This window comes from Pseudomonas sp. CFBP13509, from assembly GCF_005233485.1.
Lineage (GTDB): Bacteria > Pseudomonadota > Gammaproteobacteria > Pseudomonadales > Pseudomonadaceae > Aquipseudomonas > Aquipseudomonas marginalis.
The window spans coordinates 160,839-187,278 of record NZ_QGAA01000001.1 but is presented as its reverse complement, the minus strand read 5'-3'; the positions used below and the strand labels follow the sequence as shown (position 1 = coordinate 187,278).

Below are 26,440 nucleotides of genomic sequence, written 5' to 3'. Positions count from 1 at the left end.
CCTTTGGGTGGTTCAATGGACGTCGGATTTGCTGGTCTCCCTCTGCTCGCAAGGTCGTTGGGTGAGGCAAATGACACTAATGATGCTATATGACACAAAGTGTCATTGGCAAGCGCAGCTTATCGCTTCTGCATGGATTAACCGCAGCACATGTCTATCCGTTTGAAATTATTGAGGAAAAAACTTGGCGTAACCTTGGAGGCCCTGGCTGAAAAATCCGGGATGACCAAGAGTTACCTGTCCAAGGTCGAGCGCGGGCTCAACACGCCGTCGATTGCCGCTGCGTTGAAACTGGCCAAGGCGTTGAACGTGAAGGTCGAAGAGCTGTTCAGCGAAGACCGCGTCAGCCTCGACAGCTACAGCCTGGTGCGCAGCCATGAGCGGCCCGACACCGCGCCGGGTTACGCAGTACTGGCCCATCAGGTCAGTGAGCGCAGCTTGTTGCCGTTCATCATCTACCCGCCGGCGCAATTCTCCGACAAAACCTTCAAGGAGCACCTTGGAGAGGAGTTCTTGTTCGTGCATGAAGGGGCGGTAGAAGTGGATTTCATGAACGAGCGGGTGATTCTGGAGCGCGGCGATGCGCTGCATTTCAATGCCCAGAAGCCGCATCGGCTGCGTTCGGTAGGGCCTGTGCAGGCGCAGCTATTGGTGGTTGTACACAGCTCGCAAGAATGACCGCGCTGACGGTTTGAAATGCGATCGGTATGGGCGGGAACAAGTCCCTCCCACCGGTGGCTCAACGTTCGACAGGTACCGACAGGGCCGGATCACCCAACGGATGCGTGCGCGCGGCAAAAAACTTCAACTGCGCGCCACTGCCATCAAACAACTGCGAATACCGCCGCTTCTGCTGGCGAATAAACCCGTCGCTGCGGCCCGATACCGAGATCGCCAGGGTCGCGGGGCGGGCCTGGCGAATTGCATCCACCACGTGTTGGTCCTGCGGCCCCAGGTCATGGCCAAAGATGCACAGCGCGCCCTCATGGCTCAGCAACTGTTCATAGCAGAACGACAGGTAATCCGAGCTGCGGATGGTCTTGAGCTTCTCTTGCACCGTGCCTTCGTTGATAAACAGCGGCACATCGTCCAGGGTCTTGATCGTGTTGTTGATCGCAAAGCTGCTGAGCAAGGTGCTGTCGGTGCTCGGCAATTTGCGTGCGGTGCCGTCAAGGTTGCGCACCAGGTGCAGGCCGCCGTGCAGGTAGAGGATGCGCGTGGTATCGGTGTGGGTGTTGCGCAGGTCGAAGCTCGAGTCGGCGCTGCGGAACAGGTCGTCGATGCCCGGCGTGTGCAGGATCGCCCAATAGTTGAGCAGGTCGTAATTGGTGGTGAACACGCTGGTGTAGTTCGCCAGTTCGCGGTTGATCGTCGCCAGCGTCGACGGCTGCACCAGCCGCCACGGAATGTGCACGGCGTGGATGGTATTGATCAGCGCTTCCTTGATCGCGTAGTAGCGATTACGCGGTGCCGCCGAGCTGACCGCCAGGGCCTTGTTGACTCGGCTGGTGGTTTTCAATGCCCCCAGGGTCTGCTCGAAGCTGCGGGTCTGCAGGGCGTCGAACACGCTGAGCTCGGATGGGCCCAGGGGTTTTTCTTCGACGGTGCGTGCGTTTTCGAACAGCGAGTCGTAGGCAAAGTCTTCCCAAATCGTGCGGCTCGCGCCATTGCCGATCAGAATCCCACTGAAGACGGTGCTGCTGCGCAGGGTGCTCCAGTCTTCAAGGTGGGCGTCAATATCCTGGAAATCCTTCATTGCTGTGGGTCTACTCGAAATCGGCTGGATGGCGACTTTATCACGAGCCGGCGTTGATCCTGGTCAAGATGCCGCAGGCAAGTGAGGTTGATGCTGTAGGCATACACGTCATCCGAGGATTCGCCATGAGCAGCACCTTCTTCATTCCCGCCGTCAACATCATGGGCACCGATTGCCTCGACGAAGCCATGAATGCCATTCGCAACTACGGTTTTCGCAAAGCGCTGATCGTCACCGACGCGGGCCTGGCCAAGGCGGGCGTGGCCAGCATGATCGCCGAGAAGTTGGCGATGCAGGACATCGATTCGGTGGTCTACGACGGCGCCAAGCCCAACCCCAATGTGGAAAACGTCGAGAAAGGCCTGGCGTTGCTGCAGCAGAGCGCCTGCGATTTCGTAGTGTCCCTGGGCGGCGGTTCGCCCCATGACTGTGCCAAGGGCATCGCCCTGTGCGCCACCAACGGCGGGCATATCAGCGACTACGAAGGCGTCGACCAATCCAGCAAGCCGCAGATGCCCTTGGTGGCGATCAACACCACCGCCGGCACCGCCAGCGAGATGACGCGTTTCTGCATCATCACCGACGAAACCCGCCACGTGAAAATGGCTATCGTCGACCGCAACGTCACGCCACTGCTGTCGGTCAACGACCCGAGTCTGATGGTCGGCATGCCCAAGGGCCTCACCGCCGCCACCGGCATGGACGCCCTGACCCACGCCATCGAAGCCTACGTGTCCACGGCGGCCACTCCGATCACTGACGCCTGCGCGATCAAGGCCATCGAACTGATCAGCGCCAACCTGCGCCTGGCCGTACGCGACGGCAGCGACAAGGCCGCGCGGGAAAACATGGCCTATGCCCAGTTCCTCGCAGGCATGGCGTTCAACAATGCGTCCCTGGGTTTCGTGCATGCCATGGCCCACCAACTCGGCGGTCTCTACGACCTGCCTCACGGCGTGTGCAACGCGGTGCTGCTGCCCCATGTGCAAAGCTTCAACGCCAGCGTCAGTGCCAAGCGCTTGAGCGATGTCGGCCGCGCGCTGGGCGCGGACACCCAGGGTATTACTGTGGAAGAGGGGGCTCAGGCGGCCATCGCGGCTATTCGAGCGTTGTCCCAGGACGTTGAAATCCCCGCCGGCCTGCGCGAACTGGGGGCCAAGTTGCAGGACATTCCGCTGCTGGCTACCAATGCATTGAAGGACGCGTGCGGGCTGACCAACCCACGGCGCGCCGATCAGCGTCAGATTGAGGAGATCTTTCGCAGCGCGTTCTGACGGCGCAGCCTCAAGCTGCAAGCGTTAAGCTACAAGCTGTTAAGGTGCGAGTCTCGCACTGCATTCAACTTGAGCATGAAGCTTGCGGCTTGCCGCTGAGGTCCCCTTATGAGAGTTCTGTTATTCGGTGCCACCGGCATGGTCGGCCAGGGCGTCCTGCGCGAGTGCCTGCTGGCCGATGACGTACAGGAAGTCGTCGCCGTCGGCCGCACGCCCCTGACCCGGGAACACGGCAAGTTGCATCAGGTGTTGCACAGCGACATGCTGGATTTCCAACCCCTGGAAAACCTGCTGCAAGGGTTTGACGCGTGTTTCTTCTGCCTCGGCGTCTCCTCGGCGGGCCTGAATGAAACCAAGTACACCCACCTCACTTATGACCTGACCCTCGTCGCCGCCAGCACCCTGGCGCGGCTTAATCCGCAAATGACGTTCATCTACGTGTCCGGCGCCGGTACCGACAGCTCCGAGGCGGGCAAGTCGATGTGGGCGCGGGTCAAGGGCAAGACCGAGAATGCCCTGCTGCGCCTGCCGTTCAAGGCGGTGTACCTGTTCCGGCCGGGGATCATTCAGCCGCTGCACGGTGTGCGCTCGAAGACGCCGTTGTATCAAGCCTTCTATTCCGTGCTCGGGCCAGTGCTGTCGTTGGTGCGTCGGGTCAAGCCGGGCTGGGTGGTGAGCACGGAGACTGTCGGCCGGGCGATGCTCGCGGCGGTGCGCCATGGCGCGCCGCAACCGGTGGTGGAACAGGCCGAGATCAATCGCCTGGCGTCCGAGCGCGCCTGATGTTGCACAAGAGCCTGGTGCGTCGCCTTGACTTGATCACCCTGCAGCTGTTCGTCGCGGTGTTCGAAGAGGGCACCCTGACCCGCGCCGCCGCCCGCGAAGCCATCGCCGTGTCGGCAGCCAGCAAGCGTTTGATGGAGCTGGAGCAGGTGCTGGGGGTGAGCCTGTTCGTGCGACGGGCCAAGGGCATGGACCTCACCGCCGCCGGCGAAACCCTGCTGCATCATGCCCGGCAGATGCTGTTCAACGTGGAAAAAATGGGCCTGGAACTGGGCGAACACAGCCACGGCGTGCGCGGTTACGTGCGGATGCTGGCCAATCTCTCGGCGATTATTCAGTTTCTTCCAGAAGACTTGCGGGATTTTTCCGAGCTGCATCCCGAAGTGAAAACCGACCTTGAAGAGCGCCCCAGCAATGGCGTGGTGCAAGGTGTGCTGGATGGGGTGGCGGACCTGGGGATCTGCTCCAGTGATACCGACACCAAGGGCCTGCCCAGCGTGACCTATCGCCACGACAAACTGGTGGTATTGATGCCGGCGGATCACCCGTTGGCGCCGCGCGAAAGCCTGGCCTTCGCCGAGACCCTGGACAGTGACTACGTGGGCCTGCACGCCGCCAGCTCGATCAACATGCGCACCCACGCCGCCGCGCGCGAGGCCGGCAAGACACTGCGCCTGCGTATTCATGTGCCGGGCTTTGATGCGATGTGCCGGATGGTCCAGGCGAACATGGGCATCGGCATCCTGCCGCTGAAGGCCTATGAGTTGTTTGGCCGTGCCCTGGGCCTGCATGCCGTGCCACTGACCGATGCCTGGTCGGACCGCAGTTTGATCCTGGTGGTGCGCGATGAGGCGCAGTTGTCACCCGTGAGCCGGCTGCTGTTCGATTATCTGAGCGTTCGCATTCAGCGAACGCTCCTTGCCAACTGACGGTTGGATTTTTCCTGTCCCTGTCCTCTAGCCTTGGCTGCACATTCCAAGAATAAGAGGTACACCCCATGACGGCTCCCTTGAGCGGTATCAAGGTGATCGAGATCGGCACGCTGATTGCCGCGCCGTTCGCCGCCCGGCTGATGGCCGAGTTCGGTGCCGAGGTGATCAAGATCGAAGCCCTGGGGCAGGGCGATCCACTTCGTAAATGGCGAAAGCTGCATGAAGGCACCTCGCTGTGGTGGTACCTGCAATCGCGCAACAAGAAATCCCTGGCGCTGGACCTCAAGTCCGCTGAAGGCCTGGACCTGATCAAGCAGCTGCTCGGCGACGCCGATGTGCTGATCGAAAACCTGCGCCCCGGTGGCCTGGAAAAACTCGGCCTGGGCTGGGACGTACTGCACGCGCTCAACCCCAAGCTGACCCTGGTGCGTATCTCCGGCTACGGCCAGACCGGCCCGTACCGCGACCGCCCTGGTTTCGGTGCCATCGGCGAAGCCATGGGCGGGATTCGCTACACCACCGGCAACCCCGATTCGCCCCCGGCTCGGGTCGGCGTCAGCCTCGGCGACTCCCTGGCGTCGTTGCATGGCGTGATCGGCGCGCTGATGGCGTTGTTGCGGGTCAAGACCGGCCAGGGCGACGGGCAGATTGTCGATGTGTCCCTGGCGGAAAGCGTGTTCAACCTGATGGAAAGCCTGGTGCCCGAATACGACATGCTCGGCCACGTGCGTGAGCGCAGCGGCGGTGCCTTGCCCGGTATCGCACCTTCGAATACCTACCTGACCGCCGACGGTGCCTATGTGGTGATCGCCGGTAACAGCGACCCGATCTACAAGCGCCTGATGACCACCATCGGCCGTGCCGACCTGGCCGAAGCCGCCGAATTCGCCCACAACGATGGTCGTGCGGCGAAAAGCGCTTTGCTCGATGCCGCCATCACCCACTGGACCAGCAGCCTGCCTATCGAGCAGGTGCTCAGCGCCCTGGAAGCCGCCGAAGTGCCGGCCGGGCGCATCTACTCCGTGGCCGATATCGTCAGCGACCCGCACTACCAGGCGCGCGACATGTTGCTCAATGCCGAGCTGCCGGGCGGTGTGTCGGTGAAGATGCCCGGCATCGTGCCCAAGCTCTCGGAAACCCCCGGCGCCGTGAACTGGCAGGGCCCGAGCCTGGGCCAGCACACTGATGACATCCTCGGCAGCCTGGGCCTTACGGTTGCCGACATTCAACGCCTGAAAACCTCGGGAGTGGTGCAATGATCACTGACTATTGCGACCCGCTGATCGTGCAGGAAGTGTCCCCGCGCGATGGCCTGCAAATCGAACCGACCTGGGTTGAAACCGCTGACAAGATCGCCCTGATCGACCAGCTTTCCCTGGCCGGGTTTTCGCGGATCGAAGCCGGTTCTTTCGTGTCGCCCAAGGCCATCCCTGCATTGCGCGATGGCGAACACGTGTTCCAGGGCATCGAGCGTAAAGCCGGTGTGATCTACGTTGCGCTGATCCCTAACCTCAAGGGCGCCCAGCGCGCCGTCGAGTCGCGCGCCGATGAACTGAATCTGGTGATGTCGGCCAGCCAGACCCACAACCTGGCGAATATGCGCATGCGGTGCGAGGCGTCGTTGGCGGCATTCGGCGAGATCGTCAGCTTTGCCGCCGGGCACCCGGTACGCCTCAACGGCAGCATCGCCACCACCTTTGGCTGCCCGTTCGAAGGCAGGATCGATGAAGACCGCGTACTGCAACTGGTCGACGCCTATCTGCAACTGGGCATCCAGGGCATCAGCCTTGCCGACACCACCGGCATGGCCAACCCGCGCCAGGTGGAACGCCTGGTCAAGCGCGTGTTGCAACGCGTGCCCGCCAGCGACCTGACCCTGCATTTTCATAACACCCGCGGCCTGGGCCTGTGCAATGTGCTGGCCGCCTACGAAGCCGGGGCACGGCGTTTTGACGCGGCGTTGGGTGGCCTGGGTGGGTGCCCGTTTGCGCCGGGGGCGTCGGGCAATATCTGCACCGAAGACCTGGTCAACCTGTGTGAAGAGGTCGGCATTCACACCGGAGTCGACCTGCCGCACCTGCTGAGCCTGTCCCGCCGCTTGCCGGCCTTGCTGGGCCATGAATTACCCGGCCAGGTGGCCAAGGCCGGGCGCAATTGCGACCTGCATCCGCCGCCGGACTACATCGCCGCCTTGTAACGCCATACCAGACAACAAAAACAATCGGACGCCTGTGAGCAGTCCGCTGGAGAGAAACCATGAGCACTAATACGTTGGAGGCCGGCGCGCGCCCGGCCGCTGAAATCGATGCCGAAAAAGCCCTGGTCAGCAAGGTCGCCTGGCGCCTGATGCCGCTGATCATGGTGTGTTACCTGTTCGCGTTTTTTGACCGCATCAACATCAGCTTTGCCAAGTTCCAGCTGCAGGCCGACCTCAGCCTGAGCGATACCGCCTACGGCCTGGGCGCCGGGTTGTTCGTGGTGGGGTATGTGATCTTTGAAGTGCCGAGCAACATGATGCTGTACAAGGTCGGCGCGCGGCGCTGGATCGCGCGGATCATGATGTCGTGGGGCCTGGCCACGGCGGCCATGGTGTTTGTCACCGCCGAATGGCAGTTCTATGGCCTGCGTTTCATCATCGGTGCGATGGAGGCGGGCTTCGCGCCCGGTGTGCTGTATTACCTGACGTTGTGGTTCCCGCAGCACTTCCGCGGGCGCATTACCTCGATGCTGTTCCTGGCGTCCGCCTTTGCCGGCCTGGTAGGTGCGCCGTTCTCCGGCCTGGTGCTGGAACACCTCGACGGCGTGCTGCAGATGCGCGGCTGGCACTGGCTGTTCCTGCTCGGCGGCTTGCCCTGCATCGGCTTGGGCTTGCTGGTGCTGACCTTGCTCAAGGACCGTATCGAAGACGCGCACTGGCTGACGCCGGCGGAGAAGACTTTGCTGTCGAGCCGTATTGCCCGGCATGAGCCGAACACACATGGCGGCTCACTGCTGTCGGCGATCCGCATTCCCGGCTTCCTGATGCTCGGGTTTATCTACTTCCTGATCCAGGTGGCGTCTTACGGCCTCAACTTCTGGGCGCCGCAGCTGATCCGCAGCGCCGGCACCCAAAGCCCGGTGATGATCGGCCTGCTCACCGCGATTCCCTATGTGTGCGGCGCGATCAGCATGGTGGTGATCGGGCGGCTGTCGGACGCGACCGGCGAGCGCCGCAAGTTTGTCTGCGGCTTGGTGGTGCTGGGCGCGGTGGGCTTCTTCAGTGCCGGGATCTTTGCCGACCACACCACCTTCCTGATCATCGCCCTGGGCATGTTGGGCGCCGGCATCATCGCGTCGATCCCGACCTTCTGGACCCTGCCGCCCAAGTTGCTGGCCGGTGCCGGCGCAGGCGCGGCGGGCGGGATTGCGGTGATCAATACCCTCGGGCAGTTCGGTGGGATTGTCAGCCCGGTGATGGTGGGGCGGATCAAGGACCTTACCGGCAGCACCACCCCGGCACTCTATGTGATCGGCGTGTGCGCGTTGTTGGCGGCGGCGCTGCTGCTGTGGGGCCTGCCGCAAAAGCTGCGCACCCTCGACAAGGCCTGATCAGCCGGCGTTTGTCAGCGCTCGGGCCGGTGTGGCGCTGAACTGAATCAACGCCACGCCGCCCATCAACAACAACGCGCCAAGGATTCGGGGCGTTGTCAGTGAGCGCTCGGCCAAGCCAAACAGGCCGAAGTGATCCAGCAGCAGCGACGCGAGAATTTGCCCGGCCATGGCCAGGGCGATAAATCCCGACGCGCCCAGCTTGGGCAGCAGCGTCAACGCCAGCGCGATAAAGCACACGCCAAACGCGCCCCCGGCCCACATCCACAGCGGCGCCTTGGTGATAAATGCGAGGCCGGGCAGCGGCAGGCGCAGCGCCACGATCACCGGCAGCAGCACGAGGATGCTCACCAGCAGCGACGCCAGGGTGGCCCACAACGGATGCCCAAGGCCGCGTCCGAGGTTGGCATTGATCGCACTTTGAAACGGCACTACCGCCCCGGCGATCACCGCCAATAACAAAAAACCGGCCCAATGCAACGTCGTCATGGCGAATCTCCCAGAGGTTTTGCTGGACTCTAGGCTATTCGTCACGCAAATTTAAATTCCAAGTTTTTATATAGAGCATGCAGCTGATGAATGATCTGCGCCGCATCGACCTTAACCTGTTGGTGGTCCTTGACGCCTTGCTCAGTGAGCAACACGTCACCCGCGCCGCCGACCGTTTGCACCTCAGCCAGCCGGCAGTGAGCCACGCGCTGGCGCGCTTGCGCGATTTATTGGGTGACCCGCTGCTGGTGCGTCAGGGCGGCACATTGGTGCCCACGGCCCGTGCCCTGGAGTTGGCGGCGCCATTGGCTGAAGCCCTGGCCCAGGTGCAGGCGCTGCTGGCGCCGAATCGCTTTGACCCGGCATCGGCCAAGCGCCGGTTTCGCGTGGCGATGTCGGACTACAGTGCGGCGATTTTCCTGCCGGGTCTGGTCCGCGTCCTGCGGCGTGAGGCGCCCGGTATCGACCTGCAAATCATCCAGGCCAGCCGCGAAGGCATGGTCGACGGTGTGCTCAATGGTGATCTGGACCTGGCTGCCGGTGTCTTCCCCGACATGCCCGCCGAGCTGCGCACCGCGCCGTTGTTCGAAGAGCATTACACCTGCCTGCTGGACCGCAACAGCCTGCCGCACAACGGTGCGCTCGACCTGCCCACCTACCTGTCGCGCCCCCACGTACTGCTGGAAATGCGCGGCAGCGGCGCGCCGGAAATCGAACGGGCGCTGACGGCGATTCGTGAACGACGGCACGTGGCGATCAGCCTGCCGCACTGGGGCGTGGCGCCGCAATTGATTGAGGGCACGGACTTGATTCTCACCGTATCGTCGCGAGGCTTGCTGAATATTGATCACCCGCATCTGGTCGCCGTGGCGCCGCCGTTTCATATTCCGTCGTTTACCTTTGAACTGGCGTGGCATGCGCGACGAGGCGGGGATTCGGGGTTGCAGTGGTTGATTGGGCGAGTGCAGGGAGGGTTACAGGGCTGAATGGTTGCTACCAGGATGTCGGTGGCTGGCGACGTGTATGAAAAATTCGCATCACTTGTAATCGTCCATCTCGAATCCGGTAGGGAACGATGTAAGGCCATCGAGGCACTACCCACTCCCGCGTTCCTGGCACTCGACCTTCCTTTCCCACTGCAGGAAATTCAGCGACATGTCCTAGCCCAACCATGATGGCCTGGACGAACTCATGGGCGGCTTTGGGATTTTCCTGCGCAATGTACGCGGCTTCATCATCAAGGTTCTTGAGGGCTGTCCTCAGCCACTCAACCTGCATTGGTGCGCCATTTATCGGCGATGGCTTTTACTTCCGCAGCCGTTGCGAACTCGCCTGCGTCTGCTTCTTTCAATGCTTTTTGAATTTCTTCGATTTGCCACGCTTCGCGCGTCAAATATTCGCGTAATGCATCGACTGCGAGAAAGGATTTGCTGCGCCCGGTCGCCTTGGCGAGACTGGCAAGCGTGGCGGCGATGTCTTCGGGTATGCGTAGGGACATAACAGACATGGGGAGCCTCGATGTAGTGATATGTAGTGCAACATACTACATTGTCATCTCTTCACGATTTACCCCCGTTCGTCAGGGGGGGCCGATAAGGAAAATGCTCATGCTCTCAGGCCTCAATCACTTGACCCTGTCGGTCACCGATTTGCAGCGCAGCGTCGGGTTTTACCATGATTTGTTGCAACTCAAGCTCGAGGCTACTTGGGACTCCGGAGCCTATTTGTCATTGCCGGGCCTATGGCTATGCCTGTCGCTTGATCCGTTGCGCGAGTCGAAGCCAGGGGCCGATTACACCCACTATGCGTTTACAGTCGCAACGAGTGAGTTCGCTGCGCTGGTCTCGCGTCTGCGCGCCGCCAGGGTGCAAGAGTGGCGCGACAATCGCAGCGAAGGTGCCTCGTTCTATTTCCTCGATCCCGACGGCCATAAGCTCGAAGCCCATGTCGGCGACCTGGCTTCGCGTCTGTTGGCTTGCCGCGACAATCCCTATGCGGGAATGAGGTTTTACCCATAGCGCAGGAACGTGCAGAATCCGTCCACCTTCCCATGCTTTGTCAGAGTCGCGCCCATGACCCCCTCCATGCTGCTCGCCGTCCTCGCTTCGGGTTTTATCTACGGTATTACGCCTGGCCCCGGCGTATTGGCGGTGTTTGGCATCGGCGCCGCCCGGGGGCGTCGTGCCGGGGCGGGGTTTCTGTGCGGGCACTTGCTCGGCGATGTGCTGTGGTGCAGTACGGCGCTGATCGCGATTGTGGGCGCGCGGGAAGTAGGCAGCAGCGCGTTCGATGTGCTCGGCGTGCTCAGTGGGCTGTACCTGTTCTGGCTCGGCTGGCGCGCGATTCGTACCCAGCGTCGCAGCAGTGAAGCCCCCCAGGGCGCGGCGCGGCATCCGTTCTGGCACGGCATCCTGTTCGGCTTGACCAACCCCAAGGCGTATCCGGTGGCCGTGGCGACATTTACTGCATTGCTGTCCAGCCGCGCCGAATTGCTGACCTGGTCGATGCTGCCGGCGTTGATCTTCCTGAGCTTCGTCGGTGGCCTGTTGGCCTACGCGATCCTGATCGGCGTGGTCGGTGCCCAGCGGGTGCGCACCGTGTATCAGCGCCATGAAATCCTCATCACCAGGCTCTGCGGCGTGATGTTTATCGGCTTCGCCATCAATGCCCTGGCCCATGCGCTGCCAGGCCTGTTCGGCAGCAAACCCGCCTGACGGGCCACGACCGTTCGTCGCACGGGTAAGTTTTTTCTAAACCTTTGCCGCCCGGAAAATTCGAATTCAGGGCGAGGTGTCTTTCCCCGCACCTATTTTTGCCCTGGAGGAACCCATCATGAGCCGCATGGCTATCCGGTTACGCACCGCCAGTTTCGCGATGCTGCTGGGCCTCGGCGCCAGCAATGCTTTCGCCCAGTCGCCTGCTGAATTCATCGAGCAGGCTTCGGCCAAAGGCATGGCCGATATCGAAACCAGTCGCATGGCCCACGCCAAGACCTCGTCCCAGGAAATCAAGGACTACACCATCGAGGTGATCAACGAGCGCACCCTGGCCAACCAGCATTTGGCGGCGATCGCCAAGAAGCTCGACCTGCCAGTGGCCCCACGGGAGAAGATCGTCGACAAGGCCGAAACCCTGATGCCCGAACTCAAGGACGGCGACTCCTTCGACGCGGCCTACACCGCGCAGCAAGTGAAGGAAAACGAAGACGCCATTGCCCTGTTCAAGCGCGAAGGGGCGGCCTCGGATGTGCCGGAAATCAAGGCACTGGTGGATGAGACGCTGCCCAAGCTGGAAGAACGTCTGCAAAAGGCCCGAGCCCTGGCCTCGACCTACGGTAAGGGCCATCAAGGCGACGGTTGAGCCCTTCGCTTGATATGAAAAACGGCGGTTGGATCATGTCCAACCGCCGTTTTTTTACGCCTGGTTCAGGTCGGTTTTGTTCGGGGCCGCGTCATCGGCCGCGTGGCCGCAACTGCTGTTCAGGCTTACGGTGCCGGTGTTGCCGATGCTGCGGTATTCCTGGCGCAGTTTTTCCAGCTCCTTGCGGTCCAGGCCATCCAGGCTCAGCACGGCGTTCTGCGCATCCTTGGAGACCCGCAGCAGTTCATCGATCTTGATGTGCAGGATGTCGTTATCGCGGTTTTGCGTGTTCTGGATCAGGAACACCATCAGGAAGGTGATGATGGTGGTCGAAGTGTTGATGATCAACTGCCAGGTGTCGTTGTAGTGGAAGTACGGACCGCTCAAGCTCCACAGGAAAATCAACGCGACCGCCGCATAGAACGTCCGGGCACTGCCTGCCCAACGGGACAGGGATTGTGAGACTGCAGAGAATTTCATGACCGTTTTCCTTAAAGGTGAGTGATGAAAATACTGACCACAGGCACGCTCTGAAATTTCTTTTTACAACTTAGGGTGTGAACAACATTGTGCGTTTTCTGCAGGGTTCTTAGGAGTGAGCCTACGGCGCTCTGCAGCGATAGGCGCAAGACTGGGTTTTTATGCGGAAATTCCCATGCACGCTGATACCGCCTGCGACCTGCCTTCGCTTTATCACCAGACCGAAGATCATTATTTCGCCGCGACGTGCTCGCTGCATCGCCGCTACAACGCTTGTATCAACGCTTACTTTACCGGCGAATATTTCGACCCATGGAACCTGCTGTTTATCCGAGTCGGCAGTGCCCCGATGGGGGGGGCTATGGCAGCGCCCCTGGACTTGCTTCGTCGTATCTTTCTGGATACGCGCGTCGTGATTCATGAGGAAAAGGTCGGTGCGGTAGCCGAGGCCCTCATCGGGCTGGGTTTTCAGCCTGCCGAAAAGACCACTGCGATGGTCCTCGATCTGTCGGGCTTTGTTTCATCTACGGATGACCGCTCGGTGCAGATCAGCTTGACTCGGAACCTGGCCCACTGGGCAGTTCCCCTTGGCAATGCGTTTTCGATGGCGCCCGAGGGTGTTGCACGTTATCAAGCCCGGCACCAGCGGGCTCTTGAAGCGGGCCAATCGCTTCACCACTTCATCCTTTCCACCGAGGGGCAGGTGAGGTGTTCGTTGACTTTATCCATGTGGAATGGGGAGGCACGGCTTAGCGATTTCGGCACGCTCGTGGATTTTCGCGCAAGAGGTTATGGCACACGATTGCTTCAAGCCGCCCTGCTTCACGCTGCAAGCCTGGGGGCCCGGCGCTGTTTTCTTGAAGCGACGATGGAGGGGATCTCGCTGTATCGCAAGCTGGGTTTCGAAGGCTTATTCGATTACCAGGCTTTTACTCGGGGGCCGGTTGCAATCGCCTGATCAGAAGCTCATTTTCACCTGGCTGCGGTCCTCAAGCGTCAACAGATACTGCTTGGCGTCGAGTCCTCCGGCAAACCCGGTCAAGGTGCCCGAGGCACCAATCACTCGATGGCACGGCGCAATGATCGAGATAGGATTACGCCCATTGGCAGCGCCCACGGCACGTACGGCTTTCGGGTTGCCGATCTGCCGGGCGATCTGGCTGTAGCTGCGGGTTTCGCCAAAAGGAATAGTCAGCAGCGCCTGCCAGACCTGCTTCTGAAAGGCGGTACCGGTGAAATCCAGTTCCAGGTCGAATGTGTGGCGAGTCCCCGCAAAGTACTCCTTCAACTGGCGCTCGGTTTCCAACAGCACCGGGCTGTCGTTGGCTTCGTGCAATTGACCCAGGCGCACACGGTTGGCGCGCTCGACTTCCCACAGGATGGCACTGAGCTTGCCATCGCGCGCCACCAGGGTGAGCTCACCGACAGGGGAAGGCATGAGCTTGTATTCGTAAGGCATGAGCGGGCTCCTCGAGGGGCAGTTGTTAAACGCTACAGGCCTACGGTATTGCCATCCGCCGGACTGAACACTACGTTTCTTGCGGTGGAATTCTTACTGGCCCTGGACATTCCAGTAAACCCAGTTGGAATAGTACGGGTACCAGTAGAACCAGGAAATCCTGTAGAGCCCCATGATGACTGAGGCCTCCCCGATGGCGACCAGGGAAATCAGATTGAACAGCGTGACGATTGCAGCGAATACGGTCACGCCTCGGCTGGCATGGCGCCTGGCAAACCCTACGCCGTAGACGGACGCGGCGATTGATCCGAGCGCCAGCCCCAGCCCCAAGGGATACGGAAGCCGCACCAGCGCGACCAGCAGTGGCAACACCAGCACCCAGCCGAGCACTTGGCGCAGTACAGGTGTGGATGTGGGTTGTTTGGGTTCAATCATGGCAATAACCCTGGGGTCGCAAGCTCAATGAAGCGACATCATCACGCTATGGATGCAGTGCCGCATTCAGACTTTGCTCCCGTTGCAGCTACCGATCCTGTTGCAGCACCTTGAGCGCCGCCGACGCGAGGAAGCCGGAGCGGCTTTTTTCCTCCGGGTGGTGCAGTACATATTCATCGATGCGGTTGAGCAGGTAGCCCGGCAATGTGATGTTGAGTTTTTGCGCCTTGCCCAGGTACTTGGTGACATCGATGTCTACAACCGCCCAAGTGCAGCCGGCGTACTGAGGGTTGGCGGCATGCACGGTGACCTTCTGGGCGCTCGGGATCGGCGCGCCGTCTTCCGCGAGGATTTCGAAGTGCCCTTCGATGGCTTCGCGCGCCATGGCCATGGCGTCGTCCAGATCGTCACCGGCAGAGTAGCAACCGGGAATATCCGGGACTTCCACGCCCCAGGCGTGATCGTGGTCACCGGTTGAAATTGCGATGGGGTACAGCATGTTCGTTGTTCTCCAGGGACGATTAACTCAACAAAGCTTGTTTCAAAATGCTCTTGGCGGTCTTGTCCAACAGGTCTTTCTTTGGATGGGGATCGTCACCAAGCCAGGCTTCGTCGGGTGCTTGAAGTGGTGATGACTGCCTCTGATGCGCACCAGGTACCAGCCGTCTGCGACGATGTGACCTATCAAGTATCGGCTATCCACAGCACCTCCTTGTGGTGTGTGTTGGTGGTGACTATAACCACTGAAAATAAATTATCAACACTCTACCTACCGGTCTTCGATGACCGGCATTTCGGCAGATGGTGAATGCAGTGTAAGAGCGAGTGGAATCGGCGCAGCGGGGAGATATTGCGGGGTTTTTCGGGTCATTGCCGGATGTGTAATGCCTCTTCGATAACGGCAAGAAACGCGTCAATCAACACACTGTGTCTTTCGGTCGGCGTCAACACCAACAACTGCGCACACGCATCCGCCTCCACCAAAGGCCGATAAGTCACGCCCTTGTTCATCAAACTCCGGGTACAGGCCGGTACCAGCGCCACCCCTTGCCCGGCGGCCACCAGTGCAATGATCGAAGTGATCTGCCGTCCGGTCGGCCCGGCATGCAGGGGCACGCCATGGTGGCGGTAAAGCTGCTCGATGGACTGGTTCAGCCCCGAGCCGTAATCGGCTGGAAACAGAATCAAAGGATAGGCACTGAGCTGCGCCAGGCTGATGTCGGCCAGGCTGGCCAACGGGCTGTCACTCGACACCGCTGCCACCAAGGGTTCCTCGCCCAACGACAGCGCTTGCACTGCGTCGTTTTGTGGCAACAGCCGGCTCAACCCAATATCCAGCCGTCCATCGGCCACTTGCGCACCGAGACTGCCGGAGGCGCATTCCACCAGGGTCAGTTGCACATCGGGAAAGCGTTGGGCGAAGGCCTGGATCGATTGGCTGAACAGGTCCGACAGGGCAATCGAGCTGACGTAGCCCAAGGCCAGTTGACCCGCTGTCCCTGCTGCCAACTTCCCGGCAATCACCTGAGCCAACTCCACCTGTTCCAACACGCCACGTGCATAGGGCAAGAACGAGCGTCCCTGTGCGGTGAGGGTCACGGTGCGGCTGGTGCGATCGAACAGCTTGAAACCCAACTCTGCCTCCAGCGCTGAAATATGCCGGGTCAAAGGCGGCTGGGCCAGGTGCAGGCGCAGGGCGGCGCGACCGAAATGCAATTCTTCGGCGACGGTCAGAAAGTAACGCAGCTTGCGTAGGTCGAGCATCCTGATCCTTGGGTATCAATCGGTCGGAATTCGGTATTGGTTCAAGACCTGCCGGCCATTCTATAAAGACCTTTCAAAATAAAACGAGAGGTTTCATGAAACTGCGCCTGCATTGTGCCCGCCTTGCCCTGTTCCTGTGTGGCTGCGCGGCGTTTCTCAACCTCTATGCGACCCAAAGCATCCTCCAGACGTTCGCTGCGCACTTTCATATCAGTGCCAAGGAGGCGGGCTGGAGCATCACCGTCACCACCCTGGCGGTGGCGATCACGGCACCTTTCGTCAGTCGCCTGACCGGACGTTTTGCACAACGCACGGTGATCTCGGTGGCCGCTGTGCTGCTGGCGGTGCCGGCATTGATGACCGCTTATGCCGACAGCTTTGCCGAAGTGCTGGTGTGGCGCTTTGTCGAGGGCATGCTGATCCCGGTGCTGTTCGCCACCAGTGTGGCCTACATCGGCGACCGCTGGAGCGGCGGCACGGTCACGGAGGTGACGAGTCTCTACGTCGCGGGCACCGTGTTGGGCGGGTTCGCCGGGCGCTTCGTCACCGGAGTCATGACCGAGTATGTGGGCTGGCGTGAGGCCTTTGAAGTGCTCGCGGTGCTGAGCTTGATGGTCGGCGGATTCATCCAGTTTCTGTTGCCGGCCAACCGCCCGCGGACCGTGCAGGTTAAAGCCTCCTCGTCAGGTGTATTTCGCAGGCCGCTGTTGGCGGCATACGCCGTAGGTTTCTGCGTGTTGTTTTCGCAAGTCGCGGCGTTTACCTACGCAGGTTTGTACTTGGGCCTGCCGCCGTTCAACCTTGGGCCTGCGGCGTTGGGGACGCTGTATATGGTGTTCCTGTTGGCGTTGATCGTGATTCCCATCGCCGGACGCCTCAGCAAAGCCCGGCCCCATGCCCAACTGCTGGGTGTCGCCGCCGTGCTGGGCGTCAGTGGTTCGGCGTTGACCCTGATGCCGTCCCTGTGGTGCATCGTCGTCGGCCTGGCGCTCAGTTCCACCGGTGTGTTCCTCGCCCAGGCGGCCGCCAATGGGTTTATCACGGCCACCGCGGGCGATAACAAGACGGGTGCTGTCGGGGTGTATCTCACCTGTTATTACCTGGGCGGCAGTGGCGGCGCCATTGTCCCGGCGCTGATCTGGGAGCGCTGGGGCTGGGTCGGGTGCGTGGTGCTGATCATCGGTTTCCAGCTGCTGACCTTGTTGATCGCCTTGACCGGCTGGAAGCCCCTTAAACCTGAGCTGATTCCTGCACCATGAACGACACCGTCGCTGTGCCTTCGCCCGAATCATCGACGCGCCGTCGCGCCTTGTTCGCCGGTTGCAGCGCCCATGCCGTGCATGATGGGCTCACTGATGTGATCTACGTTTTGCTGCCTGTCTGGCAGGCTCAGTTCGGCTTGTCCTACGCCCAGATCGGCCTTCTGCGGGGTGCCTATTCCGGGATGATGGCTGTGTTCCAATTGCTGGCCAGCCGCGCCGCCAGACGCTGGGGCCGCACACCGATGCTGGTGGGCGGCACGGCGTTGGCGGGTGTCGCCTACCTGTTGGTGGGCCAGGCGACAGGGCTGAGCGTGTTGCTGGTGGCGCTGCTGCTCGGCGGCCTGGGCGCCAGCACCCAGCACCCATTGGCCTCGTCGATGATCACCGACGCTTACGAGGACGGCGGTGGGATCAAGCAGGCGCTGTCCCAGTACAACTTCTCCGGCGATATCGGCAAAACCCTGATTCCTGGTCTGGTCGGGCTGCTGCTAACCGTCATCAGTTGGCGGGCCAGTGCCACGTTGCTGGGCCTGCTTGGTCTGGCGGCGGCGGGGCTGTTGTGGTGGCTGATTCCTGCTCAAGCATCCGAATCCACCGCCACAAAAAAAGCCGAGTTCCTCAGGGGTAGCGGCTCCGCCACGGGCCTGCGCGCGCTGATCCTCACCGGCACCCTCGACAGCGCCGTGCGCATGGGATTTCTTACTTTCCTGCCGTTCCTGCTGCAAGCCAAAGGCGCCGGTACTGCTGGCATCGGCCTCGCCCTGACCTTGCTGTTCATCGGTGGTGCCTTCGGCAAACTGTTCTGCGGCTACCTCGGCGCACGCATCGGCATGATGAAGACCGTGTGGATCACGGAAACCAGCACTGCAGTGCTGATCGTCGCGGCGGTGTACCTGCCGCTCAGCGGGTTGATGGTGATGCTGCCGCTGTTGGGGCTGGTACTGAATGGCACCTCCTCGGTGCTGTACGGCGCCGTGCCCGACCTTGCCGGCGCGGGCAAGCGCGAGCAGGCGTTTGCGCTGTTCTACACCGGCACGATTGGCGGTGGCGCGTTGGCGCCGGTGGTGTTTGGTGCAGTGGGGGATGTGCTGGGCGTGCCGGTGGCGGTGATGGTGTTGGCGGGGATGTTGGGTGTGACGTTGCCGTTGGCGTGGGTGGTGCAGAGGGGGGAGGAAAAGTGAGGTGTCAGAACGTAGAGTTGAACCTTGCGGCATTGCCTACACAACGATCAGACTCGTCCGAGTTGTGCGTCTTGGGCGACCTCTTTAAGGTTCGTCAGCCGCTGCCCATCAGCGGTCGGGTTTAGTAGCCCGATACGATCAACGGCGTACAGCTGCTCTTATGGTGGCTGCACGCAGGGCGTCTTCGGGCGCGCCGGTTTCGTTGATTCGCCGGTCTACTAACCTGCGTACAGCCGCCACCCATTGTTTAGTAGCTCTGGTATGCGGTCCCTAACGAGGATCAACAGATGTGTACTGACTCATGCAATCCATCCGTAAAACTGTTCAGCGTCCGTCCCGAAATCGACACTCAAGCGCTGCTCGCCAACGCCTACGAAACCATCGCCGGTGCCGGTGCCATGACCCACGAGTTCGTCGAAAGCCTGCCCTCTCAACAGCGCTACCTGGCCCTGGCCATTCAGCAAATGATTGAACTGGGCCTGCTGCTGGTCGAGGCTGTTCAGGACCGCGTGGACCGAGCCGCATAGGTCACCCGTACGGTGTAAACGGCTTGCCTTCCCAGGCCGCCCATACCACGGGGGAGGGGAGCCAGGATTTACAGTGTCGCCGCCAGCGAAAACGGAATGCGCAACGCACCGATAGGCCCTTCACGCGTACCGCACATTTCATCGTGAACGCAGTGTTGCACCAGTACGCAAGGAAACGGCGGAACCCGCTGCAACAGGTCGCGTAAATGCGTGGTGGACCCGATGCGCATCGGCTTGCCGTGATCGTCCAGTAACGTCGCCTCGACGTGCTCCAGCCTGACGCGAGCGATATAGAAACCGCCCTCCAGGGACAGCAACTCCAGCTCACGTATTTCGCCTTTCCCGGCCAGCTCGGCCAGCATTTGCATATTCATGATTGACCCTCGCTTGGGGCTCATTGGCGACGAAAGAACAGCGTGACCTGACCCCACTCGACACCGAACTTGGACATGCTCGAGCGGTTGATCAAGGTGTCCTCGTCCATCAGGTACATCCAATCGTCAAAGCTGACTTCGTACACCGAGCCATCCACCGGCAGATTGAGCCGGTAGCGCCAACGCAGCGCATTACCCGCCACTTCGCCGATCGCCTCGCCCACCACATCCCCGGCTCGTCCGCGCCAGCGCCCTGGGCCGTCCGGCGTCAGTGTCCACACCCGTTGCTGACGCGTGCCATCGCTGTACAAGAAACGCTCATCCAGAATCAACGCGTCGCCCTCGCGCCGGCTGGCGATATCGACCTCAAAGCGCTTGGCCACTTCCCCCGAACGCTTCTGGAAGATGCCCCAGGCTTTCACGGGTTTACTGAAGAAGCGCTCCAGGTCCAGTTTCGGTTGCTGGTCGGCGTAGTGGTCGACCTCAACGTTGCTGCAACTGGCCAAGCTCACGACCAGCAACAGTGAAAACAGTAGACGTGTCATGGCCTGGCTCTTCGAAGGTGCGGGGCGAAGTGCCGCCGCTCGAAGCATGATACTTGTACAAGAAGTAAAATTTGTACAGGTTTGTGCGCACTCTATTTTTGAATCTCAAATCCCACCCATAAAAAAACCGGCCACCAAGGACCGGTTTTTTATGCACCCCCCGCCAAAACCCTGCCGGCGTGGAATCTATGTCTGAGTGGAGCGGGTGAAGGGAATCGAACCCTCGTTATCAGCTTGGGAAGCTGGAGTAATGCCATTATACGACACCCGCTCAGAGCGGCTGACTTTGTACCAGATGTGCGCCGGGATTTGAAGTTTTTCTTCGGAATTTGTGCAGCTTGCCGTGGCGAGCAGGTCCGTTCGCCACGGCAAGCCTTCATTTCAGATGGCGAATGCATGCTGCGTCTGGCCCTGGTGATAACGCAATCGGCTGGCCTGCCGTTCCGGTTTCAAAAAGCCCACCACCGCGTCCCGGCTGTCCCGGCAGGCGGCCTTGTGCTCCATATCCAGGAAATGCCCCGTCGCCTGGAGGGTGCTGAAGCTGCTCTTCGTCACGTACTGCCCGAACTGCCTGGCGTCTTCGGCGCTGGTGTATTCGTCCCATTCGCCGTTCAGAAACAGCACCGGCACATCGATCTGCCGCGCGGCCTTGAGGTAGCACAGGCGGTCGCTGTGCAGCACCTGGCTGATGTGAAAATGCATCTGCCCGTATTCGTGCTCGGCCAGGCTGCTCACATGCTTGTAGTTGAAACGCTTGAACAGCGACGGCAGGTGTTTGCCGATGGTGCTGTTGATCAAGTGCCCGACGCGGTCGCGGTCGAGGTTGCCGAGGTAGTCGACGCCACGCTCGAGGTAGTCGCGCATTGGGGCGTTGATCACCGGCGAGAACGAGCTGATCACCGCCTTTTCCACACGCCGTGGCCGCTGGGCGAGGGCCACCAGGGTGGCGGCGCCGCCCCAGGAGAAGGACAGCACGTGCTCGGCGGCGAAGTGGTCGATCAGCTCCAGGAGGATCTGGCCTTCGACTTCCTTCGTCAGCATTTGCTCATGACGGTTATGGATTTTGGAGCGACCGGCGTAGGGCTGGTCGTACAAAACCACATTGAATTGCGGGTACAGGCTTTTCACGGTTTGGGCGAAGGAGGCCGTGGTGGCCAGCGAGCCGTTGACCAGGATGATGGTCTTTTCAGCAGCATCCGCGCGGTAGAACTCCGTGTAAACCCGATACTGACCCTGTATATCCAACACAGCGATTTCTGGCCTCATGTCGTAAGACTCCTGGCAAGCGGGTAGGGCGCGCAGATCACTCTGCACGAGCTTTGTGACAGGTAGGCATACGCCTGGAAGATGAGAGCCCATGTCGGTCCGATGACGGCTGGCCGACGGCTGTTGTTAGGGCGGGCTGTTTGCCTGGGAGGCCCGTGGATCAAGCGCGGGCGGGGCAAGGTGTTTCTTGGAGGTTATAGGCGACTCGTCAGTCATAATTTGGCTGACGGTTTGATTCAAGCAGTAGACCGGGGATGCCGCAAGTCACACAAATGGGTTTTTGCCATCACCGGCCGAACGGTCGTCAGACCTTCCGGATTTCTTCCTCGGACAGCGCCCGGTACTTGCCGGGCGCCAGGGCCGCATCCAAGCCCAATGGGCCCATTCGCTCACGGTGCAGGCCGATCACTTTGTTGTTGAAGTGCCCGAACATGCGCTTCACCTGGTGATAGCGGCCTTCGGTGATGCTCAGTCGTGCCAGGCGTGGCCCCAGCAGCTCCAGCTCGGCCGGTTGCGTGGTCAGGTCTTCAAAGGCGAAATAAAGGCCCGCTGCAAAGGTTGCCGCGTATTCGGGGCCGATGTCCTGCTCCGTCTCTACCCGATAGACCTTGGGCAACTTGGTCTGCGGTTGCGTCAGGCGCCGCGACCACTGGCCGTCGTTGGTGATCAGCATCAGGCCGGTGGTGTTGAAATCCAGGCGGCCGGCGATATGCAGCTCGCCTTTGTCCGGCTCATCCAGCAGGTCCAGGACAGTCGGGTGTTGTGGGTCCGAGGTCGCGCTGACGCAGCCCTTTGGTTTGTGCAGCATGAAATAGCGCGCCGCTTTACCCACCTGCAGCACGTCATCGTCCACGCACACGCGGCTGAATTCGCGCACTTCATGATGCGGGTCGTTGACTGCCACGCCATCCACCGTCACCCGCCGCTCCACCAGCAACACGCGCACTTGTTGGCGATTGAAACGCGGCAGGTTGCTGAGGAAACGGTCAACGCGCATTGCGAAGCTGCTCATCCACCTGAGCACAGCGCGGGCACAGGCAGGCTGTGTTGCGCAATGCATCGGGCAGCGCTTCAAGCACCGCCGGGTCGATGGTGACGCTGTAGCACCAGCACGGCTGGTCGGCGGTGCGTGGGTCGGCCAGGGTGCAATCGTTGCGGGCACCGCAGGCGGGGCAAAGGGTTGGCGTGGTCATGGTCGCTGGGGCAGGGTCTCGGAAGTCCCTGCACGATACAGCGCCGGTCAGTCCCGTTCCAGCACCACGACCCGTTGGCCGGCGCCAATGCCGCTGCCCGGCTGCACCGGGATTTCCCGCACCACCCCGGCAAAGGGCGCCAGCACCGGGATCTCCATTTTCATCGACTCCAGAATCACCAGCACATCCCCGGCGGCAACACGTGCACCCACGGCCACCGGCACCTGCCAGAGGTTGCCGGCGATAGGGCTGTCGATGCTGTATTCATTGGCCTTGAGCAGCGTGTCTTGCGCCGCTGGCGCCGCGAGCTCTTCGCTGTCGAAATGCGCCTGGCCGCTGGCGATCCAGCGTTCGCGCTCGGCATTGAAGGCCTGTTGCTGTTGTTCACGAAAAGCACTGATCCCCGAGGCTTCCCGCGCAAGAAATGCCTGGTAATCCGCCAGGTTCAGGGTGCTCTCCTCGATATCCAGCTCGAAGCGTCCCAGGGGGAAATCCCGACGAATCCGTACCAGCTCATTCGCGCTCACGGGATAGAACCGAATCTGATCGAAGAAGCGCAGCAGCCACGGCTTGCCGTCAAACGCCGCCACTTCGCGATAGCGGTTCCACATCTGCAAGGTGCGCCCGACAAACTGATAACCGCCGGGCCCTTCCATGCCGTACACGCACAAATACGCGCCGCCGATGCCCACCGAATTTTCGGCGGTCCAGGTGCGGGCCGGGTTGTATTTGGTGGTCACCAGCCGATGACGCGGGTCCAGCGGCGTGGCCACCGGCGCGCCGAGGTAGACGTCGCCCAGGCCCATTACCAGGTAGCTGGCGTCGAACACGGTGTGGCGCACCTCATCGAGGTTGGCCAGGTCGTTGATGCGACGGATGAACTCCAGGTTGCTCGGGCACCACGGGGCGTCCTTGCGCACGGTGGTCATGTATTTTTCGATGGCCAGCTGGCATGCCGGGTCGTCCCAGGACAGCGGCAGGTGCACGATGCGCGAGGGCACTTGCAGGTTTTGCCGGGTGCACACGGCGGTCCACTCGTGGCTGATCAGTGCCAGCAGGTCGGCCAGGGGCAGTTGTTCGGGCTGGTAGTGGATCTGCAGCGAGCGGATCCCGGGCGTCAGGTCGATCACGCCCTTCAATGCTCGGGTTTCCAGGGCCTGCATCAGGGCATGGGCGCGAAAGCGCAGCACCAGGTCCAGCTCCGGCGCGCCGATTTCCAGCAGCAGGTGGGTGTCGCCGGCGAGGCGCGCGACCAGGCGGGTGTCGGCGTGGCCGATGTCCAGGATGATGGGGGATGGCAATTGCTCGATGCCGGCGACGGACCGAGTTGGTCCCATCGCGAGCAAGCTCTGCTCCCACAGGGTTTCGGCATTCTTTTGATCCCAGTTCAGGGCAAGGTCGCGGGCGGTCTTGAGGTCCACCGGTTCAAAGCGAATCTTGTCACCGGCCTTGAGCTGGCCGAGTTGCCAAAGGTCTGCCTCGATCACCGTCACCGGGCACACAAAACCGCCCAGGCTTGGCCCATCCGGCCCGAGGATCACTGGCATGTCCCCGGTGAAATCCACCGCGCCGATGGCATAGGGGTTGTCATGGATGTTCGATGGATGCAACCCCGCTTCACCGCCATCGGTACGCGCCCACAATGGCTTCGGCCCGATCAGCCGAACACCGGTGCGGCTGGAGTTGAAATGCACTTCCCACTGCGTGGCGAAGAACGTGTCGATATACGCCGGCAGGAAGTATTCCGGCGCGCCGTGGGGGCCATAAATCACCCGCAGTGTGCGGACCTCCGGCAGCGGTTCAGCGACTGATTGTTGCCCGGCGTTCCGGTCTTCCAACGGCAACAGATGCAACACATCGCCCGCCCGCAAGGCGCGCCCGCCATGCCCGCCAAACTGGCCGAGGGTGAAGGTGCTTTTGCTGCCCAGGTAGTCCGGCACTTGCAGCCCGCCACGCAGGCACAGGTAACTGCGCGCCCCGGCGCCGGCGAGGGTGCCCAGGCTCAGGACCGACCCGGCCTCAATCAATAGCGCGGTGTTCATCGGCACGGCTCGATCATTCAACCGCAGCGGGATTTCAGCACCGGTCACGGCGACCACCGCCGCGCAATTGAAGCGTAGCAGCGGCCCGCTCAGGGTGATTTCCAGCGCCGCTGCTCCCTCGTCGTTGCCCAGCAGGCGATTGCCCAGGCGCAGCGAGCGGCTGTCCATCGGCCCCGACGGCGGCACACCCACGGCCCAGTAGCCGAGGCGGCCGGGATAGTCCTGCACACTGGTTTGCGTGCCCGCGCTGATCACTTCAAACGTGTCGGCCACGTAGACCAGGTCTTCCAGGCACCGCGTCCACGGCCGGCCATTGGCAAAGGGCGCGGCCAGCAGGATTTGGCGCAGGTAATCGCGGTTGGTTTCCACGCCGTACAACCGACTGTCACTCAACGCCCGGTGCAGATCCAGGCGCGCCTGTTCGCGGGTGGGCGCCCACGTGATGAGCTTGGCGATCATCGGGTCGAAGTACGGCGGGATCTCGCAACCGGCTTCCACCCAGGTGTCGATCCGCAGGCCTTCGGCCAGCGGGAAATCCACACAGGTCAGCAAGCCGGGACTCGGCTGGAAATCGCGGCCCGGGTCTTCGGCATACAAGCGCGCCTGGATCGCGTGGCCCCGGGGGGTTAACTCGAGTGTGTTCAGCGGCGGCATTTCCCCGGCCGCCAGTTGCACCATCCAGCGCACCAGGTCCACGCCCCATACCTGTTCGGTGACGCCGTGTTCCACCTGCAAGCGCGTGTTCACTTCGAGGAAGTAGAAGCGCCCGTCAGCACTGTCATAGATAAATTCCACGGTGCCGGCGCTGCGGTAGTTCACGGCCTTGGCCAAGGTGATGGCGGCGGCGCACAGGGCCTCGGCCATGCCTTCGGGCAGGTTCGGCGCCGGGGTTTCTTCGAGGACTTTCTGGTTGCGCCGTTGCACCGAGCAGTCGCGCACGCCGAGGGCGATCACTTCACCGGCGCCGTCGCCGAACACCTGCACTTCCAGGTGGCGCGCGTGCTCGATGTACTTCTCGATAAACACGCCGGCATCGCTGAAATTGTTCTGCCCCAGGCGTTTGACCGTCTCGAAGGACTCGCTCAACTCAACGCTGCTGCGGCACACGCGCATGCCGATACCGCCGCCACCGGCGGTGCTTTTGAGCATCACCGGGTAGCCCACGACGTCGGCGGCCAGCAACGCGCAGGCGAGGCTGTCGAGCAGTTCGGTGCCTTCCAGCAGCGCAAGCCCGTGTTGCTTGGCCAGGGCGCGGGCGGTGTGCTTGAGGCCAAATACCCGCAGCTGTTGCGGCGTCGGCCCGACAAAGGCGATGCCCGCGTTTTCACAGGCTTCGGCAAACGCTGCGTTCTCCGACAGGAAACCGTAGCCGGGGTGGATCGCCTTGGCCCCACAGGCCTTGGCGGTGGCGAGGATTTTGTCCACCGCCAGGTACGTACCGGCCGCTGCGCCTTCACCGAGGCTGTAGGCCTCGTCGGCTTGCTGGATATGCAGGCTCGCCGCATCGGCCTCGGCGTACACGGCGATGCCCTTGACCTGCAGCTCGCGCAAGGTGCGCAGGATGCGGCAGGCGATGGCGCCACGGTTGGCGATCAACAGTTTTTCGAACATGGCAAAACCCTGCGGGCCGTCCCGCAAAGTGGGGGAGCACTGCGGTCGTCCGCAGTGCGTGCAGTCAGTGTGGATCCCACATTGGCGCGCTATTGTTTGCGGATGCACTGCCCGGCTCG

30 protein-coding genes, 1 tRNA gene and 1 pseudogene are annotated in these 26,440 nt (G+C 61.6%); 15 read left to right on the top strand and 17 right to left on the bottom strand.

Features of this window, described 5'->3' with window-relative positions; translation table 11 throughout:
* The first annotated feature begins 150 nt into the window (after window positions 1-150).
* A complete protein-coding gene (locus PspCFBP13509_RS00965; RefSeq protein ID WP_027604369.1) occupies window positions 151-678 on the top strand; it encodes a helix-turn-helix domain-containing protein in 528 nt (175 codons plus the stop codon).
* Between the two features lie 61 nt (window positions 679-739).
* Here the strand turns inward: PspCFBP13509_RS00965 and PspCFBP13509_RS00960 are convergent, their stop codons facing one another.
* Window positions 740-1,756 carry a DUF4917 family protein gene (locus PspCFBP13509_RS00960; protein ID WP_074844366.1) on the bottom strand — a complete coding sequence of 339 codons (1,017 nt, stop codon included), beginning with the start codon at window positions 1,754-1,756 and terminating at the stop codon, window positions 740-742.
* A 125-nt stretch (window positions 1,757-1,881) separates the two neighbouring features.
* Here PspCFBP13509_RS00960 and yiaY point away from each other — a divergent pair, with 125 nt between their 5' ends.
* From yiaY to PspCFBP13509_RS00930, 6 genes are all read left to right on the top strand, one after another.
* Complete coding sequence (gene yiaY, locus PspCFBP13509_RS00955) at window positions 1,882-3,030, top strand: L-threonine dehydrogenase (RefSeq protein WP_065928250.1); 1,149 nt, start codon at window positions 1,882-1,884, stop codon at window positions 3,028-3,030.
* Window positions 3,031-3,138: 108 nt separating this feature from the next.
* Entirely contained in the window at window positions 3,139-3,813 is a 675-nt protein-coding gene (locus PspCFBP13509_RS00950) for an NAD(P)H-binding protein (RefSeq protein WP_137211452.1), read from the top strand.
* The gene (locus PspCFBP13509_RS00945) at window positions 3,813-4,742 is read left to right on the top strand and encodes a LysR family transcriptional regulator (RefSeq protein ID WP_065928247.1); all 930 of its coding nucleotides are present in this window, start codon (window positions 3,813-3,815) and stop codon (window positions 4,740-4,742) included. The genes PspCFBP13509_RS00950 and PspCFBP13509_RS00945 overlap by 1 nt, the downstream gene beginning before the upstream one ends.
* 68 nt (window positions 4,743-4,810) lie before the next feature.
* Entirely contained in the window at window positions 4,811-6,004 is a 1,194-nt protein-coding gene (locus PspCFBP13509_RS00940) for a CaiB/BaiF CoA transferase family protein (RefSeq protein WP_065928246.1), read from the top strand.
* Window positions 6,001-6,942, top strand: coding sequence for a hydroxymethylglutaryl-CoA lyase (locus PspCFBP13509_RS00935; protein WP_065928245.1), 942 nt, complete (start codon window positions 6,001-6,003; stop codon window positions 6,940-6,942). The genes PspCFBP13509_RS00940 and PspCFBP13509_RS00935 overlap by 4 nt, the downstream gene beginning before the upstream one ends.
* 59 nt (window positions 6,943-7,001) lie before the next feature.
* Window positions 7,002-8,333 carry an MFS transporter gene (locus PspCFBP13509_RS00930; protein WP_027604361.1) on the top strand — a complete coding sequence of 444 codons (1,332 nt, stop codon included), beginning with the start codon at window positions 7,002-7,004 and terminating at the stop codon, window positions 8,331-8,333.
* On the opposite strand, the gene PspCFBP13509_RS00925 is transcribed toward PspCFBP13509_RS00930, so the two are convergent.
* Window positions 8,334-8,822 (bottom strand): DMT family transporter, encoded by a 489-nt coding sequence (locus PspCFBP13509_RS00925; protein ID WP_065947350.1) that lies wholly within the window; start codon window positions 8,820-8,822, stop codon window positions 8,334-8,336.
* Window positions 8,823-8,899: 77 nt separating this feature from the next.
* Between PspCFBP13509_RS00925 and PspCFBP13509_RS00920 the strand changes: the two genes are divergently transcribed.
* Entirely contained in the window at window positions 8,900-9,808 is a 909-nt protein-coding gene (locus tag PspCFBP13509_RS00920; RefSeq protein WP_446730743.1) for a LysR family transcriptional regulator, read from the top strand.
* A 7-nt stretch (window positions 9,809-9,815) separates the two neighbouring features.
* Here PspCFBP13509_RS00920 and PspCFBP13509_RS00915 read toward each other — a convergent pair whose 3' ends face one another.
* Window positions 9,816-10,100 carry a type II toxin-antitoxin system RelE/ParE family toxin gene (locus PspCFBP13509_RS00915; protein WP_074844384.1) on the bottom strand — a complete coding sequence of 95 codons (285 nt, stop codon included), beginning with the start codon at window positions 10,098-10,100 and terminating at the stop codon, window positions 9,816-9,818.
* On the bottom strand, window positions 10,090-10,329 hold the full coding sequence (locus PspCFBP13509_RS00910) for a CopG family ribbon-helix-helix protein (RefSeq protein ID WP_137211450.1): 240 nt from the start codon (window positions 10,327-10,329) through the stop codon (window positions 10,090-10,092). Before PspCFBP13509_RS00910 ends, PspCFBP13509_RS00915 begins: the two co-directional genes overlap by 11 nt.
* A gap of 100 nt (window positions 10,330-10,429) precedes the next feature.
* Here PspCFBP13509_RS00910 and fos point away from each other — a divergent pair, with 100 nt between their 5' ends.
* The 3 genes from fos to PspCFBP13509_RS00895 all read left to right on the top strand — a co-directional run bounded on the left by fos (window position 10,430) and on the right by PspCFBP13509_RS00895 (window position 12,182).
* Window positions 10,430-10,840, top strand: coding sequence for a fosfomycin resistance glutathione transferase (fos, locus tag PspCFBP13509_RS00905; protein WP_137211449.1), 411 nt, complete (start codon window positions 10,430-10,432; stop codon window positions 10,838-10,840).
* A 54-nt stretch (window positions 10,841-10,894) separates the two neighbouring features.
* Window positions 10,895-11,536 carry a LysE family translocator gene (locus tag PspCFBP13509_RS00900; protein WP_137211448.1) on the top strand — a complete coding sequence of 214 codons (642 nt, stop codon included), beginning with the start codon at window positions 10,895-10,897 and terminating at the stop codon, window positions 11,534-11,536.
* A 118-nt stretch (window positions 11,537-11,654) separates the two neighbouring features.
* Window positions 11,655-12,182 carry a DUF4142 domain-containing protein gene (locus PspCFBP13509_RS00895; RefSeq protein WP_027604356.1) on the top strand — a complete coding sequence of 176 codons (528 nt, stop codon included), beginning with the start codon at window positions 11,655-11,657 and terminating at the stop codon, window positions 12,180-12,182.
* Between the two features lie 54 nt (window positions 12,183-12,236).
* Here the strand turns inward: PspCFBP13509_RS00895 and PspCFBP13509_RS00890 are convergent, their stop codons facing one another.
* Entirely contained in the window at window positions 12,237-12,662 is a 426-nt protein-coding gene (locus tag PspCFBP13509_RS00890; RefSeq protein WP_027604355.1) for a low affinity iron permease family protein, read from the bottom strand.
* Window positions 12,663-12,837: 175 nt separating this feature from the next.
* Here PspCFBP13509_RS00890 and PspCFBP13509_RS00885 point away from each other — a divergent pair, with 175 nt between their 5' ends.
* Entirely contained in the window at window positions 12,838-13,620 is a 783-nt protein-coding gene (locus PspCFBP13509_RS00885) for a GNAT family N-acetyltransferase (RefSeq protein ID WP_137211447.1), read from the top strand.
* Here the strand turns inward: PspCFBP13509_RS00885 and PspCFBP13509_RS00880 are convergent, their stop codons facing one another.
* The 5 genes and pseudogenes from PspCFBP13509_RS00880 to PspCFBP13509_RS00860 all read right to left on the bottom strand — a co-directional run bounded on the left by PspCFBP13509_RS00880 (window position 13,621) and on the right by PspCFBP13509_RS00860 (window position 16,320).
* Window positions 13,621-14,121, bottom strand: coding sequence for a methylated-DNA--[protein]-cysteine S-methyltransferase (locus tag PspCFBP13509_RS00880; protein WP_065928237.1), 501 nt, complete (start codon window positions 14,119-14,121; stop codon window positions 13,621-13,623).
* A gap of 93 nt (window positions 14,122-14,214) precedes the next feature.
* Window positions 14,215-14,556, bottom strand: coding sequence for a hypothetical protein (locus tag PspCFBP13509_RS00875; RefSeq protein ID WP_065928236.1), 342 nt, complete (start codon window positions 14,554-14,556; stop codon window positions 14,215-14,217).
* Between the two features lie 88 nt (window positions 14,557-14,644).
* The gene (locus PspCFBP13509_RS00870) at window positions 14,645-15,055 is read right to left on the bottom strand and encodes a type II toxin-antitoxin system HicB family antitoxin (RefSeq protein WP_027604351.1); all 411 of its coding nucleotides are present in this window, start codon (window positions 15,053-15,055) and stop codon (window positions 14,645-14,647) included.
* A 22-nt stretch (window positions 15,056-15,077) separates the two neighbouring features.
* Window positions 15,078-15,259, bottom strand: a pseudogene (locus PspCFBP13509_RS00865) (type II toxin-antitoxin system HicA family toxin).
* A 164-nt stretch (window positions 15,260-15,423) separates the two neighbouring features.
* Window positions 15,424-16,320 (bottom strand): LysR family transcriptional regulator, encoded by an 897-nt coding sequence (locus PspCFBP13509_RS00860; RefSeq protein ID WP_065928235.1) that lies wholly within the window; start codon window positions 16,318-16,320, stop codon window positions 15,424-15,426.
* A 95-nt stretch (window positions 16,321-16,415) separates the two neighbouring features.
* Between PspCFBP13509_RS00860 and PspCFBP13509_RS00855 the strand changes: the two genes are divergently transcribed.
* From PspCFBP13509_RS00855 to PspCFBP13509_RS00845, 3 genes are all read left to right on the top strand, one after another.
* Window positions 16,416-17,579, top strand: coding sequence for an MFS transporter (locus tag PspCFBP13509_RS00855; RefSeq protein WP_074844395.1), 1,164 nt, complete (start codon window positions 16,416-16,418; stop codon window positions 17,577-17,579).
* Window positions 17,576-18,763, top strand: a complete 1,188-nt coding sequence (locus PspCFBP13509_RS00850; protein ID WP_065928233.1) for an MFS transporter — start codon at window positions 17,576-17,578, stop codon at window positions 18,761-18,763. The genes PspCFBP13509_RS00855 and PspCFBP13509_RS00850 overlap by 4 nt, the downstream gene beginning before the upstream one ends.
* 287 nt (window positions 18,764-19,050) lie before the next feature.
* A complete protein-coding gene (locus PspCFBP13509_RS00845; protein ID WP_027604347.1) occupies window positions 19,051-19,290 on the top strand; it encodes a DUF6124 family protein in 240 nt (79 codons plus the stop codon).
* Between the two features lie 68 nt (window positions 19,291-19,358).
* On the opposite strand, the gene PspCFBP13509_RS00840 is transcribed toward PspCFBP13509_RS00845, so the two are convergent.
* From PspCFBP13509_RS00840 to uca, 7 genes are all read right to left on the bottom strand, one after another.
* Complete coding sequence (locus PspCFBP13509_RS00840; protein ID WP_027604346.1) at window positions 19,359-19,664, bottom strand: DUF6482 family protein; 306 nt, start codon at window positions 19,662-19,664, stop codon at window positions 19,359-19,361.
* Between the two features lie 20 nt (window positions 19,665-19,684).
* Window positions 19,685-20,209, bottom strand: coding sequence for a DUF3833 domain-containing protein (locus PspCFBP13509_RS00835; protein WP_065928232.1), 525 nt, complete (start codon window positions 20,207-20,209; stop codon window positions 19,685-19,687).
* 197 nt (window positions 20,210-20,406) lie between these two features.
* Window positions 20,407-20,480, bottom strand: a tRNA-Gly gene (locus tag PspCFBP13509_RS00830).
* A gap of 110 nt (window positions 20,481-20,590) precedes the next feature.
* Window positions 20,591-21,475, bottom strand: a complete 885-nt coding sequence (locus PspCFBP13509_RS00825) for an alpha/beta fold hydrolase (RefSeq protein WP_137211446.1) — start codon at window positions 21,473-21,475, stop codon at window positions 20,591-20,593.
* 304 nt (window positions 21,476-21,779) lie between these two features.
* A complete protein-coding gene (locus PspCFBP13509_RS00820; RefSeq protein ID WP_137211445.1) occupies window positions 21,780-22,472 on the bottom strand; it encodes a pseudouridine synthase in 693 nt (230 codons plus the stop codon).
* A complete protein-coding gene (locus PspCFBP13509_RS00815) occupies window positions 22,462-22,668 on the bottom strand; it encodes a cysteine-rich CWC family protein (RefSeq protein WP_065938870.1) in 207 nt (68 codons plus the stop codon). The genes PspCFBP13509_RS00820 and PspCFBP13509_RS00815 overlap by 11 nt, the downstream gene beginning before the upstream one ends.
* 47 nt (window positions 22,669-22,715) lie before the next feature.
* Complete coding sequence (gene uca, locus PspCFBP13509_RS00810; protein ID WP_137211444.1) at window positions 22,716-26,321, bottom strand: urea carboxylase; 3,606 nt, start codon at window positions 26,319-26,321, stop codon at window positions 22,716-22,718.
* Window positions 26,322-26,440: the final 119 nt, after the last annotated feature.